The organism is Spirosoma taeanense, from assembly GCF_013127955.1.
GTDB classification, from domain to species: Bacteria; Bacteroidota; Bacteroidia; order Cytophagales; family Spirosomataceae; genus Spirosoma; species Spirosoma taeanense.
The window spans coordinates 4,678,706-4,697,294 of record NZ_CP053435.1; the positions used below are offsets into that span (position 1 = coordinate 4,678,706).

The following is an 18,589-nucleotide window of genomic DNA, read 5'->3' on the forward strand; positions in this document are numbered from 1 at the left end:
CAGTTTTCGCAGGTTGTGTTGAGACCGGCGAAGATAACGGATTTTGCGGCTTGCTACCCGTTCAGCTCCATTTTCAAAAACTTACCGGTATAGCTTCCCTTCACCTCAGCGACCTTTTCGGGCGTTCCTTCGGCAATGATCTGGCCCCCTTTATTGCCGCCTTCGGGACCGAGATCAATCAGATGGTCCGAAACTTTAATAACGTCCAGGTTATGTTCGATGATCAGAACGGTGTTACCTTTATTGGCCAGTTTGTTCAGAACATCCAGCAGGTGCGAAATATCCTGAAAATGCAGACCCGTTGTGGGCTCATCGAGAATGTACAGCGTCTTGCCCGTGTCTTTCTTCGACAACTCTTCGGCTAATTTAACCCGCTGCGCTTCGCCACCCGACAACGTGGTGGCGTGCTGACCAAGCGTAATGTAACCCAGACCGACATCATTGAGCGTCGTTACCTTCCGCAGAATCTTCGGCTGACTGGCAAAGAACTCCAGCGCCTGCTCAACGGTCATGTCCAGTACATCGGCGATGGATTTGCCTTTGAATCGCACTTCCAGCGTTTCGCGGTTGAAGCGTTTACCTTTACAGGTTTCGCACATAACGTGTACGTCCGGCAAAAACTCCATCTCAATTTTCTTCATGCCCGCGCCTTCGCAGTCTTCGCAGCGGCCACCCTTTACATTGAACGAGAACCGACCGGGTTTGTAGCCCCGGATTTTGGCTTCGGGCAGTTCGGCAAACAAGGTCCGGATTTCAGAAAACATACCCGTGTAGGTAGCCGGATTCGAGCGGGGTGTCCGGCCAATGGGCGACTGATCGACCTCAATTACTTTGTCCAGATGCTCCAGCCCGTCGACGGTCTTGAACGGTAGCGGCTCGCGCTTTGACTTATAGAAATGCCGGTTCAGCACCGGGAACAGGGTTTCGTGGATCAGCGACGATTTGCCGCTGCCCGACACGCCCGTAATGGTCACCATTTTGCCAAGCGGCAATTTCAGCGTTACGTTCTTGAGGTTATGACCGGTGGCGTTTTTAATAATCAGGAATTTGCCGTTGCCTTTACGTCGTTCGGCTGGCACTTCGATGTTCCGGCGACCGCTCAGATAGTCGGCAGTGGTGCTGCCGTTCCGCAGAAATTCTTCGGGGGTACCGATGCCGACCACCTGACCACCATGCCGACCCGCGCCGGGACCGATGTCGAGGATAAAGTCTGATTCGAGCATCATGTCTTTGTCGTGCTCGACCACCAGAACCGTATTCCCAAGGTCACGTAGATTTTTCAGCGAATCGATCAGCTTGACGTTATCACGCTGATGCAGACCAATGCTCGGCTCGTCCATGATATACAGCACACCGACCAGTTGCGTGCCAATCTGCGTAGCCAGCCGGATACGCTGCGCTTCGCCACCCGACAGCGTCCGCAGAGGGCGGTCGAGCGTCAGATAATCCAGGCCAATATCCAGCAGGAAGCCAATCCGTTTACGGATTTCCTTAAGGATTTCCTTAGCTATGGTATTCTGGCGGTCGGTCAGGCGGCTTTCCAGCCCGTTAAACCAGTCGGTCAGCTCCGAAATGTCCATGCGGGCCAGTTCGGAGATGTTTTTCTGATCAATCTTGAAGTAGAGCGATTCTTTCTTCAGGCGGGCGCCCTCGCATTCAGGACAGGTCTTGACGACCATAAAGTCCTTGAGCCATTCCTGAATCTTGTCGGTGCTGTTTTCCTGCTGCCGTTTCAGAAAATTGACAATTCCCTCAAATTTGAAGCTGTAGTAGTCCTGACCGGGGTATTTCTTCGAAGGAACTGCAGCTTCCTCTTCCGTGCCATACATCAGGGCGTGCAGCAGTTCGTCAGGGTATTTGGTAACCGGAGTGCTAAGGTTCAGCTTGTATTTTTTGAGAATAACCTCAATCTCCTTAAAAATCCACAACTCCCGGAACTCGCCCAAAGGCGCAATGGCACCGCGACTAATACTCAACGACTTGTCGGGGATGACTGATTCTTCCGTGATTTCTTCGACGACGCCCAGCCCATTACAGACCGCACAGGCACCGTAGGGCGAGTTAAACGAGAACGAGTTGGGCGAGGGTTCGTCGTAGCTAATGCCCGATTCCGGGTCCATCAGGTTCTGCGAAAAGTAAATAAGCTGCCCCGCCCCGTCGAGCATCTGCATGGCACCTTTGCCCTGTTTCAACGCCGTCTGCACCGATTGGCTAAGCCGGTACCGGTCTTCGGCTTTGGGAACGAGCCGGTCAATGACAATCTCGATGTCGTGAATCTTATACCGATCCAGCTGCATCTTGGGAACAATATCCTGCACAACGCCATCGACCCGCACTTTGGTGTAGCCGGTTTTGGCAATCTGGACAAACAATTCGCGGTAATGGCCTTTACGTCCTCGAATAACGGGAGCCAGCAGGGTGGTCTTCTGACCAGCGTATTGACTCAAAATCGTGTCAATAATCTGGTCCTGCGACTGGCGTTCCATCTTCCGACCCGTTACGTACGAAAATGCTTCGCCAGCGCGGGCATAGAGCAATCGTAGAAAGTCATAGATTTCGGTTGTAGTGCCGACTGTTGAGCGGGGATTTTTAGAGGTTGTCTTCTGCTCAATGGAAATTACCGGACTCAGCCCGTTGATTTTGTCTACATCGGGCCGTTCCATATCGCCGATAAACGAGCGGGCATAGGCCGAAAAGCTCTCCATGTAGCGCCGTTGGCCCTCGGCGTAGATTGTATCAAACGCCAGCGACGACTTGCCACTGCCACTAATACCCGTCACCACCACCAGCTTATTGCGGGGAATCGTGACGTCAATGTTCTTCAGATTATGTTCACGGGCACCCAGAACTTCAATCTGGTCGTAACCCGTCAGGTCAATATCGGTAAGTGCTGCTTTCTCTTCAGTCGTCACGTTGCGTCGGACCGCCGATGCGGTTGGCTTATTCCAAAGAACAACGTAAAGCAGGCAAGTGAAGTTTCCTTCTGTTTCGACTTACGGCCTACTTTAAGCCTATGAAATAGAGTATGCACCGTTCCATGTCAAAGAGCGCTGTTCAAATTCGGAACAAATCAGATGCTCACAAGGATTACCAAGCTTACACACCCATTAGCGATACTACATATCGGCTTATAAGTATGTCGATGAGGTTATCAATGTGTATCTTTGATACAAACAATTTAGTTATGCTAACCGCAGTAAAAGGCACTTACGAAAATGGTCAGATCATCTGGCATGAAGCGCCCCCTGTTCAGGAGCGGACAGAAGTGATTGTTACGTTCCTGGAAAGCGAACCTTCTGCCGAACATAGTTCACGTAAAACTGGCCTACCTAATCAATCGGGGATTCGTTTTGGCTCCCTAACCGGAAAAATTCGCGTACCAGCTGATTTTAACGAACCGCTTGACGACCTTAGTGAGTATATGTAGCTGGCATGAACGTACTCATTGACACCCAGATTCTTATCTGGATTCAGGAAAATAATTCAGCTGTCTCAGCTACGGCCCGCGCCGTTCTTACGAATCCAGAGAACCGTATTTATATTTCCAAAATCAGTTTCTTTGAGTTAGCTATAAAACTCAAGATAGGTAAACTCCCCGGCTTTCAGATTACAATCGACGAATTGATTAGGCAAACCGTTCAGGATGGTATTAATGTAATTGAATTGAGTAATCGCCATATTGCTGCCTACAATCAGATTCCACTTTACGCTGACCATCGCGATCCGTTTGACCGACTTCTCCTGGCTACTGCTTTAGTTGAGAAGATGCCGGTTATTTCCGCAGACGAGAAGTTTAACCGCTATCAGGACCAGTTAGAGATAATCTGGTAATGTTTGTAGCATTCCATAAAAAACAGGGGCCAGCTACTGCGCATGACAGTAGCTGGCCCCTGATAATAAAATTTGGCTCTTACTTGCCCTTGTTGGCAGCACCTTCCTGCGCCAGAGCCAGCTTTACGGCTTCGTACAGGTTGACAATCCCGCCCGTTTTCGAAAGGCTCGCAAACTCAACGGTGTCGTTGCTTTCGGGTTTGCGGACTTTGGTTTTATAAGGCGTTGCCGACTGAAGGATGATACGTTTGATGTCGGCATACGTCAGTTTTGGGAAGTACGACTTCAGAACAGCCGCAACACCCGCTACCACCGGCGAGGCCATGCTCGTACCACTGTTGTTTTCGTACTTACTACCAGGCACGGTCGAATAAATATCCTTACCCGGTGCAAATACATCTACGTTCTGCTTCCCGTAGTTCGAGAAACTCGCTACGAGATCATTGGTGTTCGGTTCGGCACTGGCCCCGACCGTAATGACGTTCGGGATAGCCGAACCATCCATGAAGCGGGGAGCGGGGTAGTTCGCTGCCGTATCGATGTCTTTTCCGTCGTTACCGGCGGCATGAATTAAGAGAACGCCTTTTGACAGCGCATACCGCTCTGCATCTTCAACAACTTTACGTTGGGGCGAATAGTCCTTTCCAAAACTCATGTTGATGATCTGAGCGCCGTTATCCACTGCATAACGAATGGCATTGGCTACGTCCTTATCGCGCTCGTCGCCATCCGGTACCGCCCGCACGCCCATAATCTGGACCGCATCGGCAATACCCTGTATACCGAGATTATTGGTCCGGTCGGCCGCGATAATGCCCGCTACGTGCGTACCATGATCGGCGCGAGGGCCCATAATGTCGGCGTTACCATAGTCGCGCTGGTTCAGGTCGTCCGGATTATCGCCTACGATACTACGGCTGTCAAAATCCGGATTATAGTTATACTCAGCACGTCCCTTGAGCTGCTCATTATACTTTTCCAGCTCACCCATCAACGCATCGGCATCGGCCGCATTCTGCTGGCGTAAGACCTGCAAAATGCCCAGTGCCGGCCGCTTCAGCGTTGCGCTCGTCAGCGTGTCGGCGGCCCGGCGCAGCGTAGTCGTATCGAGCTTCGTTACGTTCAGCGCCTGTTTCAGCATGCTGACCGCCGTTGTGTATTGCGTATAGAACTGGTTAATACCCCGGTATTGAGCCTTATACTGCGCCTGGTTCTTTTCGACTTCGGCTTTCGTTTTCTGGTAAAGATCGTATTCCTTCTGTTGGTCGGGCTTCAGCGCCTTCCGGTCTTTGCCTTCGTACTTAGGCTTTAGCTGAGCATAAAGTCGGGTAACTTCAGCCGTTTCGTAGCTGACGTTACGGCCATCCTTGCCACCAATGAAGTTCCAGCCATGGATATCATCCACATAGCCGTTCCTATCATCGTCCTTACCGTTTCCGGGAATCTCCTTTGGATTGACCCAGAGTACCCGACGGAGATCTTCATGGGTTGTGTCGATACCACCGTCAATAACGGCCACCAATACAGGGGTTGGCTTCCGGTCTTTAAGTAGTTCGCGGTAGGTCCGGTCAACACTGATACCAGCCGTACCATCAGTCTTATCGTGGAGATACCACTGTGAGTCCTGCGCCGAAGCCGCCACCGATAGCAGACAGACCGACGCACTAATGAGGAGTTTCTTCATGAATTGAGAACAAATAATCTTCACAAATTACGAAGAAACGGTTAATTAATAGGCTTAAAAGTTGTTAAAATGAGCGTCCGTCAACCTGACAATAACCCTAGGCTAATCCAAAACAGCGTTTTTTAGTGCTTGGTTGCCTGGTAGTGCTCGCGCAGCAAATCTTCGCCCCAGTCATTCGTTAGGTCACGCACAACCGTATGAACGTGATTGGCGTTAGTCTGGGTGTTGTCGTATTCAATCAGGATGGTGGGACCGTGAATCCGGTAATACCAGCCTTTCCCCTCGCCAAGCTGTGGCGTCAGATCGCCCGCCCAGGCAAAGCGTAAATTTTCAAGATTATTTTTTTCCAGTTTATCCAGTTGCTGTTTTGCCAGCGTAACCCGGTAGTTATTCAGATAAACCTGCAGCAAATCCATAAACAGTTTCCGCTGCTCGGCGGTCATCTCAGACATTTTCAGTCCGTCCATTCGCTCCAGCGAGGCTGTGCGTTTGTTACTGGTAACGATTTCAGGATAGGCTACAGCGGCTATGATGGTCTGTTTTCGCTGGTCGGCAGTGAGGGTGTTCAGCAGCGCAAAGGCACGTTCGCTTTCCTGTTTTAAAATCTGTTTGCCCCGTTGCGGCAAATCAGCCACCTTCGGGTTCGCCATTCGTTTATCGGCCATGGTAGAGTCAAACTGCACAATGGCCGGATTACTACCAAAGAAGGTGGGTGTCTGGGCAATTATTTTCCCGTTTAACGATAGGAACTGTACGGACAGATGATGCCCTTCTACCCGCCAGCTCCAGGGCTCGGTTTTGGTTGGGTCGCCAAAGACCGTGAACGAATAGTTTTCAGGATCGCGGTAGGTATCATTGGGCGGCCGGTTATCCACAACCCGTAAGACGTTTTCCCAATCCATGATAGACGTTGCTTTGCCGTATCCCTGATCGCTCAGCCCGGTCCGGAGCAGACTCATTGCCAGCTTCCGCTGATTCGGATTCATTTGCTTTAGCGGCAACCCTTTACGTTCGCGGGGCACAAAATGCCAGTTAAACCGCTCGGGGTCTTCAAAGGAAAAGGCCACCTGTTGCCGCTGCTCGGCTGTTAACGATTGCAAAAACGTCTGGGCAGCCTCGCGCATCTCATCGCGAACACGTTGTGAGGTTGCTTTAGGCGCGCTTGGCGCAACGGTCTGTGCCAGCGTCTGCCCAACCAGCAGGCATCCAAACAGAATACGAATCATAGCGATCTAAATGGTTAGTCCCTTGGTAAAGCCCCCGTTTTATTGAATTTACTGAATTGGCAGACAGACTTTATCCAGTTAGCAGGCTTTACGTAGCTGTTTGTGGTTTTTTACCGTTTAATCAATCCAGATTTGTCAAATCTGGCATTCCCGCTAACAACCCGACCCGTTCTGTAGTTGTAGAAATAAATCCACTGTTACACACGTAAATCATGTCAACCCGGCCTCCGAATAACAGCCCTGGTCCCCTCGACCATCTGGCAATGCGCTACATACGGCAGGCACTCGATACAGTTCATCCTACCGATGAACCTTACGTCCTGAATCCCGTTGAGAGTCGTGTTATCCGGCGTACAAAGGTTCTTACTCTTAGCTTTGCGGCTCTGCTGGGCGTTCTGGGGGTATTACTATTGTACATTCCTCAGTATAGCTGGCCGCATATTTTCCAGAATACGACTGTAACGGTATTCAGTACAGTTTACGATCTTCCCATTGTTACGACCCTCTATGGGCTGCTGCTGGTCTATGTGGAAGTTAATCTTTTGCTTGCGCTGAATGGCTTCGGTGTCAAGACAATTATGGAAGTCTGTCAGTTTCCGCGGGCTCATGATGCGCAGTATGATCGTCACCTGCAGGCCCTGGCAGATGCCGCTTTTGAAATACCCAATCAAAGACTCTTACGCTTTGGTATAGATCCTTACCTCAATCTGCCGCGTTGGGGGCTAATGATTTTCTTTCTCATCAATATCGCCAAAGCAGCATTGAGCCATATCTTTTTAAAATTGGTGGCTAAACGGCTGGTCGGACGATACGCTCTGCGTCAGGTAACGGATCTGGCCGCTATGCCTTTCTACGCTGCCTGGAACGCTTATGCGTCCTGGCAGGTGTTGCGCGAGGCTCAGGTTCGGGTTATGGCCCCGTTGACCATTCGTGAGTTTGTCAATGAGCTTTATGACGAATGGGGTAGTAATGAGCAGCTTCGGCCGCTCATCCTGGAAGCGCTGCAGTACGTAGCAATTCTAAAGCGCCAGTACAACTACGCTCACTTTCTGCTTACTGAGACGCTGGTAGACCGCTTTAAACTGCGAACCGACGCTACTCTGACCGGCCATTTTGCAGAACAGGCCATGCATGCACCACTTGAAGTTCGGCAAAGTCTGGAACGGCTGATTGTGTTTGGTGTACTGGTTGACGGTAGGCTTTCGTGGTTTGAAAAACGGCGCTTACGCCAACTCCGGAAGAAAGGCTTGCTGACGTATTCCCCCGACGAAATTCAACGGATTGGCGCTGAGTATAATCAAGGGCGGGGTCTGTGGGTTTGAATCCGGAACAGAAACTCCGTATAGAGGCTACCGTGTAGTGAACCGTAGCCTCTATACGGAGTTTTTATTTTAAATAATTTTCTGGCTGCGAAACTGTTCTTCAGGTGTGTAGCCAGAACGGGCTAAAACCCGATTGCCGTAGTTACAGACTTGGTACCGGTTCATCCTGTGTATTCCGGGTAACCCGTACTTCATTAATCCGCTTGTCGTCGGCCGATAGAATATCAAAGGTAAAGCCGGAGTAAATGGTTTTTTCGCCGGGCTTGGGAAGCCGATTAAACAGTTCAAGCAGCAGTCCACCCAGCGATTCAGTGCCGCCCTGAACAGCCTCGAATGTAGTTGCATCTACGTTCAGCACCCGACAAACATCCGTTAGCAGCATTTTCCCCTCGAAGATGACTGTTCGTTCATCTTCGCGTCGATAGCCAATGGGAGTTTCATCGTCAAATTCATCGTTGATATCGCCGAATATCTCCTCGATAATATCCTCCAGTGTTACCAGACCGCGCGTTCCGCCGTATTCATCAACGACAATCGCTATGTGCACGCGCCGTTTCTGAAAGTCCTGCAGCAGATCATCGACTTTCTTGTTTTCAGGAATAAAGAACGCCGGACGCATCAGCGACTGCCACTGAAAAGAGTCGTCGTTGTGAATATGCGGCAAAAGATCCTTGATATAAAGAATACCTTCTAACTGATCCAGCGACTCATGGTAGACCGGCACCCGGGAGTAGCCCGATGCGTTGATCTGGGCCAGCAGTTCAGAAAACGGCAGATCGTCCTCTACGGCCGTAATATCCATCCGCGTACGCATTACCTGCCGGGCCGTCAGATTACTGAAATTGACAATACCTTTCAGGATTTCCTTTTCCTCGGTAGTTGCATCTGAACCCGTTAACTCAACAGCCTGGCTGAGTTCCTCAACCGACAGTTTGTAGCCCCGACGCTGAATACGTTTATCAACCTGATTACTCAAACTGACCAGTAACGCTGACAGGGGTCGGAACACCGCCAGCCCTACCTGCGCCAGGGGCGCCGTTCGGCGAGCCACCCGCAGATTATTCTGACTGGCATATACTTTAGGGACGATCTCACCGAATAGAACGATAGCCACGGTGGTTACCAGCGTTACGCCCGACAACACCCAGCCCGACTGGTGCGACGCCTGCGAAAACTCCCAGGTCAGGAGAGTGACAATGACAACGATCGCAATGTTAAGCAGGTTGTTGAAGATGACGAGCGATGCCAGCAGCCGTTTGGGCCGGTCCAACAACATAGCGATTCGCTGATCATCCACCAGCCGACTATCGCGGCATCGAGCCCGGTCGTCGGGAGAAAGCGAGAAAAAAGCGGCTTCCGACGCGGATACCAGACCGGCCAGCGTCAGAAGCAATAAAATCAGGGCTACGTAAGGCCCGTATAAATCAAAATAGGTGCCCCAGCCGTCTGCGGCTGGGAACACCTGTCTGGGAAGCGGATCACTAGGGTCCATGTAACTTAAATCTCGTTCAACAATCGAGCTCCGGGGCTCGTCAATACACTGGCTTAGAACGGCAAATCGTCGTCACCACTGTTGCTCTCAAAAGGCACCGGGTCGGGCTCCCGACGGCGTTCCTGTGCGGGGCGTGCGGCTGTCTGCTGACGGGGCGCTGCCTGCGGAGCCGGGGCTGGTGCAGGAGCCGCCTGCTGACGTGGGCGCTCAGGCGCTGCGGCTGGCTGAGCCTGCGGAGCGGGCGTGTCGTAGCCACCCTCCTGCCGATCGTTTGGTCCACCCAAAAACTGGAACGTAGTGGCCCGGACACCCAGCGAGAAGCGCTCCTTACCTTCTTTATCCGTATATGTCTCTGTACGCAAACGGCCCTCTACATAAATCTGCTGTCCCTTACGTACATATTTTTCAACCGTTTTTGCCTGATCATTCCAGACTTCCACCCGAAACCATTCAGTGGATTCAACCTGCTCACCGGTGCGGGTCGTATATCGTTCATTCGTAGCAACGCTGAACTTAGCAACAACCGAACCGCCATCCAGATAACGGACGTCCGGATCGTTCCCAACGTTGCCAATTAAAATCACTTTGTTAAGGCTTGCCATCGTCTTGTTTTAGTGGTTACGTATGAAAAATTGCGTGGGGCTTAAGAAGGATAAAGTTACTGAAATCAACCGACTTAACCAAACGTCTTTTCCAAATAGTTTGTCACTAATAGAGGCTTGGGTAACTGCTCAACTTCGGCCATTGTATACCATGCTAAACCCATTGGTAAACGTCCATTTGCGTCATCGGGCAACTCAATTCGAAAGAAAACAGCCCGGATTCGCTGGTGCGAAAGCAGTTGAACGGCTTCCGTCGGCGGGGTAGCCTGGCCGTGCCGCTGCACGAATTCCTGAATCGAATCAGGCAGCGGCAACTCGCGCAGCTGCTTCTTCGGTTCGTCGGTTTCGACCAGATAAAACTCGTGCAGATTTTGCCAGATATCCCGATCTGTCCGTTCGCGCATCGCCAGTTTCGAACCATGCTGAAAAATAAGGTAATGAAAATAACGCTCCCGCACCGGCGCTTTTTTGGCCTTTACGGGTAACAGATGCTGCCGACCGGTCTGAAAGGCTACGCACTCTTGCTGAAGCGGACACAGCAGACAATCCGGCGCAACTGGCGTACACTGAATTGCCCCGAATTCCATAATCGCCTGATTATACGTGGCCGGATCATCGGCTCGCTGAATTAACCGCATAGCCAGCCAGGAAAACGTCTTTTTTGCAGCGGTCGTCGTGATATCTTCCGAAACTCCAAACACCCGGGCCAGCACCCTGTATACGTTTCCATCAACCACCGGCACTCGCTCGCCAAAAGCAAACGATGCTATAGCTGCAGCCGTATAAACGCCTATCCCCTTCATTTTCAACAGATTTTGAAACGTATCGGGAAACTTACCGACCAGTTCGTCGGTTATGTAGCGGGCAGTCTGATGGAGATTTCGGGCGCGGGAATAGTAGCCTAGTCCCTGCCAGAGCCGGAGTAGTTCACGCTCGTCGGCACGGGCCATATCCGTAATGGTTGGATAAGCCGCCAGAAAGCGTTCGTAATAAGGTTTTCCCTGCGCGACCCGCGTTTGTTGAAGAATGATTTCGGATAGCCAGATACTATACGGATCGCGGGTGTGCCGCCACGGCAAGTCGCGTTTATGGCGCTCATACCACCGTTCGAGCGTGGGCGCAAAATTCGTTTCGATGACGTTACCGTCTGATTGCCAATTCAAAATAAAAGCGAAAAAAGTAACATCGGATGTAAAAACGGACGCCGGGAGCTTTTATAATTTACGGGAAACCTCTACCTTTGTGCTCCCATTTTTGACACCCGAATTTTCAACAACACAGTAAACGTTAAAGTTTAAGAAGTCGTGACGAAAGCAGACGTAATTGCAGAGATCGCCGATAAGACCGGAATTGACAAGGCAGAGGTAACCAACACCTTGGAGACTTTTTTTTCGGTAGTTAAGGACTCATTGGCCGAGGGAGAGAACATCTATGTGCGAGGGTTCGGCAGTTTCATCAACAAGAAAAGAGCCAAGAAAGTAGCCCGGAACATCTCGAAGAACACCGCTATGGTGATTGACGAGCATTACATCCCGAGCTTCAAACCCGCCAAGGTTTTCGTTGAGCAAGTGAAAACCAGCGACAAGGCCAAAGTAGCGGCTGAGTAAGACAACCTGTTCAAACGGTTGCCAGTCTGGCTGGGCGTTTGCGACGTGACGACTATCCTTTATGAACAAATATGTGCTGATTGTTATCGTACTGGCTACGGCCCTGACGGCAGGTCTATATTCCCTTCCAAAGGTGGTGGTGCGCAACGAAAACAAACAGTTAGGAGGCCGGACGACGCAAACGCCTACTGCTGATTCGCTCAACGTAGCGGCTAATACGGGTACGCCGGATCGCTCAGCGATTCACGAGAAACCCGTATCGCCGGAACAGCAGAAGCAACTTGAAACGCTTCGCACTACGTTTGTCTCGGCTGCCGATGGGGTTCAGAAGCAGGCTGCAGGCGAAAAGCTTATTACGTTCTTCCGGGAAATAACCCGCTATGACAGCGCGGCTCACTACGCGGGCCTGCTGGCAGCGGCTCAACCCGATGAATCGAATCTGCTGCGGGCGGGCGATCAGTATTTTGAAGCTTATACGTTTGCCGTCGACGCAGCAAAAACGGCAGCTCTGGGCCAGAAAACGCGGGATTACTACCAGAAAGCGCTCGATAAGAACCCGAACCTCCTGGCGGCTAAGGCGAACATGGCCATGACCTATGTGAACACCGACACGCCGATGCAGGGAATTATGCTGCTGCGTGAGGTGTTGAAGCAGGAACCGACTAATGAGTTGGCTTTATTCAATCTAGGTCTGCTTTCGATGCGGTCGAACCAGTACGAACGGGCGATTGAGCGATTCCAGCAGATTCTGGTCAATAATCCAACGAGCCGAAAAGCGCAGTTTTATCTGGGTATAAGCCTGGCGGAAGCCGGCCATAAAGCCGAAGCGAAACAGGTTCTCGCGCAGGTAAAACAGCAGGAAAAAGACCCGCAGATTCTGGCCGCCATCCGCGAGTACGAAGAACGGCTTAAGTAAAGACGATTGAGCTGTCAGCTTTGCAGGCTTACAGCGTGACTGATAGGGCTTGACCGGGTGGTCGGCCGACACGTATTTTCAACTATAAAACACTGTTTACATTATGCCTTGCGGTAAGAAACGGAAACGGCACAAGATTGCCACCCACAAGCGGAAGAAACGGCTCAGAAAAAACCGGCACAAGAAGAAATAGTTTGTAGTTTGTGGTTTGATGTTTGTAGTTAGCTGACGCAACAACTGTGAACTACAAACTGCAAACTACACCTTATTTAGAGAAGCCTCGGCCGGTCTGTAAAGTCCGAACGTGGCTTCTTTCTTTTTTCTACAGCCATTCTAACCGTATATTCATCTTGTGAGTAATGAATTAGTTATCAGTTCGACTCAGAAAGGTGATCGGATTGCACTCTTGCAGAACAAGAGATTGCTGGAGTATCACGAAGAAGAGTTAGACAGCAGCTTCACCGTTGGCGATCTTTACTTAGGAACAGTCAAAAAACTTTCGTCGGGCCTTAATGCGGCTTTCGTGGACGTTGGTCACGAAAAAGATGGTTTTTTGCACTATCAGGACTTAGGGCCGAATATTAATTCGCTCAATAAGTTTGTCAAAGATATAATCGCTAAACGTGTCAGCACCGGTCGGCTGAACGGCATCAAGCTGGAGCCGGCAATCGAGAAAATCGGAAAAATCGATAAGGTACTGACGAAAAATGCCCCGATTCTGGTTCAGGTGGTCAAAGAGCCCATCTCAACCAAAGGCCCACGCCTTTCCTGCGACATTTCTATTGCGGGTCGCTATCTGGTTCTTGTCCCATTTTCAGATGGCGTAAACCTGTCCAAAAAAATTACCGATCGTGCAGAGCGGTCACGGCTGCTACGGCTCATGTCATCCCTGAAGCCGCAGAACTTTGGCATTATTGTGCGCACCGTGGCGCAGGATAAAGATGTTGAAGAACTCGACCGGGATTTACAAAACTCCCTGGCCAAGTGGGAGCAGGCCGTAAAAACGCTGGCCGATGCGAAACCCCGCGATCGGGTACTGGGCGAGATGAACCGGGCTTCTTCCATTCTGCGGGATATGCTGAACGAATCGTTCGAAAGCATTACGGTCGATACAAAAGAGTCGTTTGATGAGATTCGGACCTACATTCACACCATCGCGCCCGAAAAAGAGAAGATCGTAAAACTCCACACGGGCAAAACCAAGGTTTTCGAAGCCTTGGGATTAGAGAAACAGCTCAAATCACTGTTTGGCCGTTCGGTTAGCCTGCCGGGTGGAGGTTATCTGATTATTGAGCACACAGAAGCGCTCCACGTCATTGACGTTAACAGCGGGAACAAGTCTAACTCGGAGGAGGATCAGGAGGCTACGGCGATCAGCGTAAACCGCGAGGCTGCGAAAGAGATTGCCCGCCAGCTGCGGCTGCGCGACATGGGGGGCATCATCGTCGTGGACTTCATCGACATGAAAAAAGCAGAGAATAAAAAGCTTCTGCAGGACATCATGCGCGACGAGATGAAAGCCGACCGCTCGAAATTTACCATCCTGCCGCTAACGAAGTTTGGCCTGATGCAGATTACGCGCCAGCGCGTCCGGCCTGAAATGAACATCGTTACCCGCGAAGTTTGCCCGACTTGTGGCGGCACCGGCACGATCCAAGCCAGCGTTCTGGTTACGGACGTGATCGAGACCAACCTTGATTATATGCTGACAAAACAAAACGAACACGGAATTTCGATTGCGCTGCATCCGTTTTTATACGCCTATTACACCAAAGGGCTCTATTCGAAACAGATGCAGTGGTATATGAAATACAAAACGTGGGTCAAGATTGTAAAGGACAGCTCATTGGGGATTGTTAACTTCAAATTCTTCAATAAGTCCGGCGAAGAGATTGAAGTGAGCAATAACGTTTGATTAGCCGAACAATACCTGAAGTAACACGCCGAAAGGGTTCTAACCGAGAGAAGGCGGGGTCACTGTTGTGAATCCCGCCTTCTCTCGGTTTAAGCTTTTCAGGGTATTAGTGGAGTATCTCCATTTCTACCAATTCCTCGAACATCTCCTCGCCCACTACTCCTTCAACTGAATCAATCGTGTTCAGATTGAGGAGCAGATCGCGCAGATCTTCGGTAATCTCATACGTCTGGTATAACCTTCGGTCAAACAGGATTGGGGCCTGCTCAAGATCGCATAGAGTATAGCGGTCTTCATTGAAAGCGGGGTGCTCAGGACGCCGGCCATACATGGCATGTTTTGGAAGTTCGGGTTCCAGGAAAGATTGGATGTAATTCCAGCCCTCCCACTGACCAGGATAACGGGTCAGGTAAGACCAGAAGGCATCGTACAGTTGCTGCATTGCCTCGCGGCAATACATTTCGCGGTCGCTCTGCCGAATCGGACGGATTGGATCCAGACAATGCAATACGTTGGTCAGATCCGGCTGGCGATAACTCACTACGGGCACGATAGGAACACCCGATGTGTGCGACAGATAGCCCACGCCCTTACGTGTCAGCACGTTTCGCTGCCCGAAACGAACGGAAAGAAGTTTATCTTCCTCGCCGGGCTGCGGAGCCGTTTCGGGACTACCATCTACGTAAACTATCAGCGATCGACCGGCTTTTAACTCTCGTAAAATGGTCAGTCCGGCTGAGGCCTGCCCGGTATCTACGATTCGGAACACATTGGTCAGGCCGTGTTTCTGGCGTAGCGCTTCGATATGCTCCAGCATATCGTCACCCTGGTGGCGGTTCATATTGCTGCCGACCAGTAAGACACAGTCTACGCCCCGGCGAAACAGAACGCTCGTCAGCAGACGATACGATCCTAAATGATAAGTACAATAAATTCGGGGGCCATCTGGCTTGGTAATCGCTTCTTTCGCCCCGCGAAACTTCACCAGATCGCCGGCCGTGAGGCACTGCTGATCAAAGGTGGTAAACACTTGCTGCAGCAGCAGTTCCTGAAACAGACGCTCGTGACTGCTGCGGGGGATGAAGGGCATGATATTCTCTACGTTGGCGGAGAAAGTCGTGAACTTCATCAGATATCCCCGCTCCTTCCGTAGGTTGACTCGCTCGAAGTGCTCACGACAACGAGCGAGTTCCTGTTTATACAGATGCTGCGCAGATGGCATGATTGCTGCTGATTAAAGTGAAAAAGACAGCTTATTCGAAAGCCCCTGAATTGCCATCACCTTGCAGCATTCATCAGGTTTCATAAATTTGAGCAGATTTGCCGACTCAGACTTGGCAGCAGAGATGATCGTGTTTTTCGATACTTGTACAGCTTTGATGGCGAATGATTTTTTCATGACGACTGTTTGTTTTGAGATTACCGTTAGTTGTTCTATTTATCGGGTGTTTTATGCCCCGTTTGATAGATACAAAGGTATAGTCGCCACCAAGGGTCATCAATCGCAAAAAAGTCTTAACATTGCGTTGTAGATTAGTCAATAATTACCAGTATATTAGTTCATATTTTTGCTAAGGGCACATGAAAGTAGTTCAACTGACCAGAACTTTCCTGAAGAAGCCGCTATATAGCGTTGCCCTTATTGTAGGGGTTGCTTTGCTGGTAGAAGGCTTGTCATGGACCTCCGCCTTTGATACAAAAATTAAAATACTCAATAGCTATGGTGGTGCATGGCCGTATGTCAGTCTGCTCTTACGCGGGCTGATTCTGCCTGAGGTTTGCACCGCCTGCATTCTGGTTTTTCTGGTTAATCAGCATCATATCCGCTTTGGTATCCATTCTGTTGAGTTAACTCCCCGAGCCATAGGACTTTATCAGCTTAGCCTGTTACCAACCGTCCTTCTGTCGTTCTTTATATTCAATCCCATTACGGAAACGGTCCGTTTTCTGTTAGAACAGTACCCAGCCTATACCTTCTCCGTTTACTGGAAGTCTTACGTCAGTGGTACGTTTTCCTGGGACATCTATTTCCGCTATCTGATTCCTGTTCTGTTAATCAGCTATTTACCAGTCAATATCTCCCTGTTGTCTGACTATTCCCAGCAACGGCAACAAGCTCAGGAAGCCGCCGAAGCCAAAGCAGCTCAGGCAGTCCAGGAAGCCCAGGCGGTTATAGCCGCCCGTGCAAGCTCCTCATCGGTACCTGCACCGACGTATCTGGCTTCCCTTAAAGGCAAAAATTCGCACGGCGAACTCGATTTTCCGGTTGAAGACGTTTTTTATTTCACCATAGAAGAACGCTATTATTACGCTGAACTAGCCAAAGGCCGCTATCTGGTTGCCAAAACGCTTAACGATCTGGAGGCCGAGCTTGATCCAAGCCGGTTCTTCCGCATCAAGCGTGATTATATCGTTAACCGAACTGCCGTTCTGAACTATGCTTACTGGGAAAACGGTAAATACATAGTCAGGCTAAACACACCTGATCGGTACGAAATCGTTGTACCCCGCGCCCGAATGCAAATTTTTCGGGAGTGGCTACAGGGAAGCCAGCAACCGCTCCTCGACGAAGCGGGCACTGGTCCTTTTATGCTTACCGCCTAGAGATAGCTTTTTACCTCAATGCCATACCGGGGCAATTGGCGGCAACTGCTCAAATCCAGTTTCTTCGCTATGTGCGCTTTATGGTTTACGGCCGTACGATAGCTAATGCCTAACTCATCCGCTATTTCATTGGCTGTATGTCCGTTTGCAATCATACGTAGTACCTGCCGTTCACGGTCAGTAAGCCGGCTCAGTTCATCCCGCCTTGCCTCCGACAAAACTTCTACGCCATAATTTTTCAACAGGTTCATAAATCCGCTACTATAGTAACATCCCCCGCTGCTTACAGTCTGGAAACAGCGGTACAACTCTTCCAGTCCATCACTGGCATACAGAAAGCCAAAGAAACCCATCTGCATAGCGCGAGCAACCATCCGAAGATCGGGTTTGCTGGTATATAGGATGAATTTAGTCTGCATGTTTGACTGCTGCATCTGCTCGACGATGTCAAAGCTGCGCCTTCCGGAGATTTCAGATTCGAGAATAACGCACTGCGGACGCTTCACCCGAATTTGCTGAAGTGTGTCGTCCATTTCAACAGCACGGCCCACTACGTTGTACCCCTGCTCCTTGAGAAGTTGACTTAACACCTCACAAGTGAATAGTTCTGACTGCGCAACGAGAATCGAAAAATCCCGGCGACGTAAAGAGAAATTTTTGGTGGCCTCCTGGCCTGTAGATAATTGATTCATGTCTGTGAGTTCGTATCGGGTGGATGAATCTAACACCATATTTCTAAGTCTAGCAAATATCGTTCCCTGAAATCACCATTTCCCCGGACGAAATCACCCATAATCAACCCTCGTTTTGGGTGATTTCGTCCGGGGAAATGGTGATTTCACGCAAAACGGCTTGTTTTAAGGTATAAACACACTCTACTTTTGATCAACAGCCGATTATATATCTGTCAAGAAAAGTAGCGTATGATAAGCCAGGAAGAATCAGCGTCGTCGGCATACGAAGCATCGACGACTGAAGTACAGAATGTAATTATGGAATGGGTCGAAGCAACTGAGCAGTTTCATAACCGCTACGCCAAGCTGACCGAAGTAATCAACGCCTTACAGGTTGTTGCCCGTCGGCAACCGACTGCCAATCGTTCCCGTTTACGTCATCTGACGATGCTGCGTCAGCACATGAGCGATGTTCTAATGACGCTTTTACTGGATATGAGCGGTCAAAAATCAAGCCGTACAACCCAACCCTCCAAATCGGGTCAGCTCCACTCGCACGCACGCCTGCTGGCAGAACTGAACCGTAAAATCGATGCCGAACTGACAAGCGTCAGAACGGTGGCTCAGGCATAGTGTTCATCCCTCCCTCTTGATAAAGGTGAAGCTCCCCGATTCGTTGGGGAGCTTTTTATTGGTAATCAATAGTAACTTTTTAC

The 18,589-nt window shown here is 50.3% G+C and carries 17 protein-coding genes; 8 read left to right on the top strand and 9 right to left on the bottom strand.

The window, feature by feature from the left end; genetic code table 11:
* Nucleotides 1-53: 53 nt before the first annotated feature.
* Nucleotides 54-2,912 (bottom strand): excinuclease ABC subunit UvrA, encoded by a 2,859-nt coding sequence (gene uvrA, locus HNV11_RS19440; RefSeq protein ID WP_171741246.1) that lies wholly within the window; start codon nucleotides 2,910-2,912, stop codon nucleotides 54-56.
* Nucleotides 2,913-3,184: 272 nt separating this feature from the next.
* Here uvrA and HNV11_RS19445 point away from each other — a divergent pair, with 272 nt between their 5' ends.
* Together HNV11_RS19445 and HNV11_RS19450 are read left to right on the top strand one after the other, a co-directional pair.
* Nucleotides 3,185-3,427 (top strand): hypothetical protein, encoded by a 243-nt coding sequence (locus HNV11_RS19445; protein WP_171741247.1) that lies wholly within the window; start codon nucleotides 3,185-3,187, stop codon nucleotides 3,425-3,427.
* A gap of 5 nt (nucleotides 3,428-3,432) precedes the next feature.
* Nucleotides 3,433-3,831 (top strand): type II toxin-antitoxin system VapC family toxin, encoded by a 399-nt coding sequence (locus HNV11_RS19450; protein WP_171741248.1) that lies wholly within the window; start codon nucleotides 3,433-3,435, stop codon nucleotides 3,829-3,831.
* Between the two features lie 79 nt (nucleotides 3,832-3,910).
* Here the strand turns inward: HNV11_RS19450 and HNV11_RS19455 are convergent, their stop codons facing one another.
* Nucleotides 3,911-5,515: a S8 family peptidase gene (locus HNV11_RS19455; protein WP_171741249.1), complete on the bottom strand. Its 1,605-nt coding sequence runs from the start codon at nucleotides 5,513-5,515 to the stop codon at nucleotides 3,911-3,913.
* Between the two features lie 122 nt (nucleotides 5,516-5,637).
* Nucleotides 5,638-6,741 carry a DUF3500 domain-containing protein gene (locus HNV11_RS19460; protein WP_171741250.1) on the bottom strand — a complete coding sequence of 368 codons (1,104 nt, stop codon included), beginning with the start codon at nucleotides 6,739-6,741 and terminating at the stop codon, nucleotides 5,638-5,640.
* Between the two features lie 212 nt (nucleotides 6,742-6,953).
* Here HNV11_RS19460 and HNV11_RS19465 point away from each other — a divergent pair, with 212 nt between their 5' ends.
* Nucleotides 6,954-8,063 carry an LBF_2804 family protein gene (locus HNV11_RS19465; RefSeq protein ID WP_171741251.1) on the top strand — a complete coding sequence of 370 codons (1,110 nt, stop codon included), beginning with the start codon at nucleotides 6,954-6,956 and terminating at the stop codon, nucleotides 8,061-8,063.
* Nucleotides 8,064-8,205: 142 nt separating this feature from the next.
* On the opposite strand, the gene gldE is transcribed toward HNV11_RS19465, so the two are convergent.
* The 3 genes from gldE to mutY all read right to left on the bottom strand — a co-directional run bounded on the left by gldE (nucleotide 8,206) and on the right by mutY (nucleotide 11,320).
* A complete protein-coding gene (gene gldE, locus HNV11_RS19470) occupies nucleotides 8,206-9,555 on the bottom strand; it encodes a gliding motility-associated protein GldE (protein WP_171741252.1) in 1,350 nt (449 codons plus the stop codon).
* Between the two features lie 53 nt (nucleotides 9,556-9,608).
* Complete coding sequence (locus HNV11_RS19475) at nucleotides 9,609-10,157, bottom strand: single-stranded DNA-binding protein (RefSeq protein WP_171741253.1); 549 nt, start codon at nucleotides 10,155-10,157, stop codon at nucleotides 9,609-9,611.
* 74 nt (nucleotides 10,158-10,231) lie between these two features.
* Nucleotides 10,232-11,320: an A/G-specific adenine glycosylase gene (gene mutY, locus HNV11_RS19480; RefSeq protein ID WP_171741254.1), complete on the bottom strand. Its 1,089-nt coding sequence runs from the start codon at nucleotides 11,318-11,320 to the stop codon at nucleotides 10,232-10,234.
* Nucleotides 11,321-11,461: 141 nt separating this feature from the next.
* On the opposite strand from mutY, the gene HNV11_RS19485 reads away from it, so the two are divergent.
* The 3 genes from HNV11_RS19485 (at nucleotide 11,462) to HNV11_RS19495 (ending at nucleotide 14,595) form a co-directional block, all read left to right on the top strand.
* Nucleotides 11,462-11,764, top strand: a complete 303-nt coding sequence (locus HNV11_RS19485; RefSeq protein ID WP_171741255.1) for an HU family DNA-binding protein — start codon at nucleotides 11,462-11,464, stop codon at nucleotides 11,762-11,764.
* 61 nt (nucleotides 11,765-11,825) lie between these two features.
* Nucleotides 11,826-12,680: a tetratricopeptide repeat protein gene (locus HNV11_RS19490; protein ID WP_171741256.1), complete on the top strand. Its 855-nt coding sequence runs from the start codon at nucleotides 11,826-11,828 to the stop codon at nucleotides 12,678-12,680.
* Between the two features lie 352 nt (nucleotides 12,681-13,032).
* Nucleotides 13,033-14,595 (top strand): Rne/Rng family ribonuclease, encoded by a 1,563-nt coding sequence (locus tag HNV11_RS19495; protein ID WP_171741257.1) that lies wholly within the window; start codon nucleotides 13,033-13,035, stop codon nucleotides 14,593-14,595.
* Between the two features lie 106 nt (nucleotides 14,596-14,701).
* On the opposite strand, the gene HNV11_RS19500 is transcribed toward HNV11_RS19495, so the two are convergent.
* Both HNV11_RS19500 and HNV11_RS19505 read right to left on the bottom strand, forming a co-directional pair.
* Complete coding sequence (locus HNV11_RS19500; RefSeq protein WP_171741258.1) at nucleotides 14,702-15,817, bottom strand: lysophospholipid acyltransferase family protein; 1,116 nt, start codon at nucleotides 15,815-15,817, stop codon at nucleotides 14,702-14,704.
* 12 nt (nucleotides 15,818-15,829) lie between these two features.
* The gene (locus HNV11_RS19505) at nucleotides 15,830-15,994 is read right to left on the bottom strand and encodes a hypothetical protein (protein WP_171741259.1); all 165 of its coding nucleotides are present in this window, start codon (nucleotides 15,992-15,994) and stop codon (nucleotides 15,830-15,832) included.
* Nucleotides 15,995-16,176: 182 nt separating this feature from the next.
* Between HNV11_RS19505 and HNV11_RS19510 the strand changes: the two genes are divergently transcribed.
* The gene (locus HNV11_RS19510; protein ID WP_171741260.1) at nucleotides 16,177-17,199 is read left to right on the top strand and encodes a LytTR family DNA-binding domain-containing protein; all 1,023 of its coding nucleotides are present in this window, start codon (nucleotides 16,177-16,179) and stop codon (nucleotides 17,197-17,199) included.
* Here HNV11_RS19510 and HNV11_RS19515 read toward each other — a convergent pair.
* A complete protein-coding gene (locus HNV11_RS19515) occupies nucleotides 17,196-17,891 on the bottom strand; it encodes a LuxR C-terminal-related transcriptional regulator (protein WP_171741261.1) in 696 nt (231 codons plus the stop codon). The two genes, HNV11_RS19510 and HNV11_RS19515, sit on opposite strands and share 4 nt — an antisense overlap.
* A gap of 231 nt (nucleotides 17,892-18,122) precedes the next feature.
* Here HNV11_RS19515 and HNV11_RS19520 point away from each other — a divergent pair, with 231 nt between their 5' ends.
* The gene (locus tag HNV11_RS19520) at nucleotides 18,123-18,506 is read left to right on the top strand and encodes a hypothetical protein (RefSeq protein WP_171741262.1); all 384 of its coding nucleotides are present in this window, start codon (nucleotides 18,123-18,125) and stop codon (nucleotides 18,504-18,506) included.
* Nucleotides 18,507-18,589: the final 83 nt, after the last annotated feature.

Bases quoted from the DNA above. Each gene is read 5' to 3' on its own strand.
- HNV11_RS19500 (WP_171741258.1), bottom strand. From the start codon at position 15,817: ATGCCATCTGCGCAGCATCTGTATAAACAGGAACTCGCTCGTTGTCGT.
- HNV11_RS19475 (WP_171741253.1), bottom strand. From the start codon at position 10,157: ATGGCAAGCCTTAACAAAGTGATTTTAATTGGCAACGTTGGGAACGAT.
- HNV11_RS19465 (WP_171741251.1), top strand. From the start codon at position 6,954: ATGTCAACCCGGCCTCCGAATAACAGCCCTGGTCCCCTCGACCATCTG.
- HNV11_RS19505 (WP_171741259.1), bottom strand. From the start codon at position 15,994: ATGAAAAAATCATTCGCCATCAAAGCTGTACAAGTATCGAAAAACACG.
- gldE (WP_171741252.1), bottom strand. From the start codon at position 9,555: ATGGACCCTAGTGATCCGCTTCCCAGACAGGTGTTCCCAGCCGCAGAC.
- HNV11_RS19520 (WP_171741262.1), top strand. From the start codon at position 18,123: ATGATAAGCCAGGAAGAATCAGCGTCGTCGGCATACGAAGCATCGACG.
- HNV11_RS19455 (WP_171741249.1), bottom strand. From the start codon at position 5,515: ATGAAGAAACTCCTCATTAGTGCGTCGGTCTGTCTGCTATCGGTGGCG.
- HNV11_RS19450 (WP_171741248.1), top strand. From the start codon at position 3,433: ATGAACGTACTCATTGACACCCAGATTCTTATCTGGATTCAGGAAAAT.
- HNV11_RS19515 (WP_171741261.1), bottom strand. From the start codon at position 17,891: ATGAATCAATTATCTACAGGCCAGGAGGCCACCAAAAATTTCTCTTTA.
- HNV11_RS19460 (WP_171741250.1), bottom strand. From the start codon at position 6,741: ATGATTCGTATTCTGTTTGGATGCCTGCTGGTTGGGCAGACGCTGGCA.
- HNV11_RS19510 (WP_171741260.1), top strand. From the start codon at position 16,177: ATGAAAGTAGTTCAACTGACCAGAACTTTCCTGAAGAAGCCGCTATAT.
- HNV11_RS19490 (WP_171741256.1), top strand. From the start codon at position 11,826: ATGAACAAATATGTGCTGATTGTTATCGTACTGGCTACGGCCCTGACG.
- HNV11_RS19445 (WP_171741247.1), top strand. From the start codon at position 3,185: ATGCTAACCGCAGTAAAAGGCACTTACGAAAATGGTCAGATCATCTGG.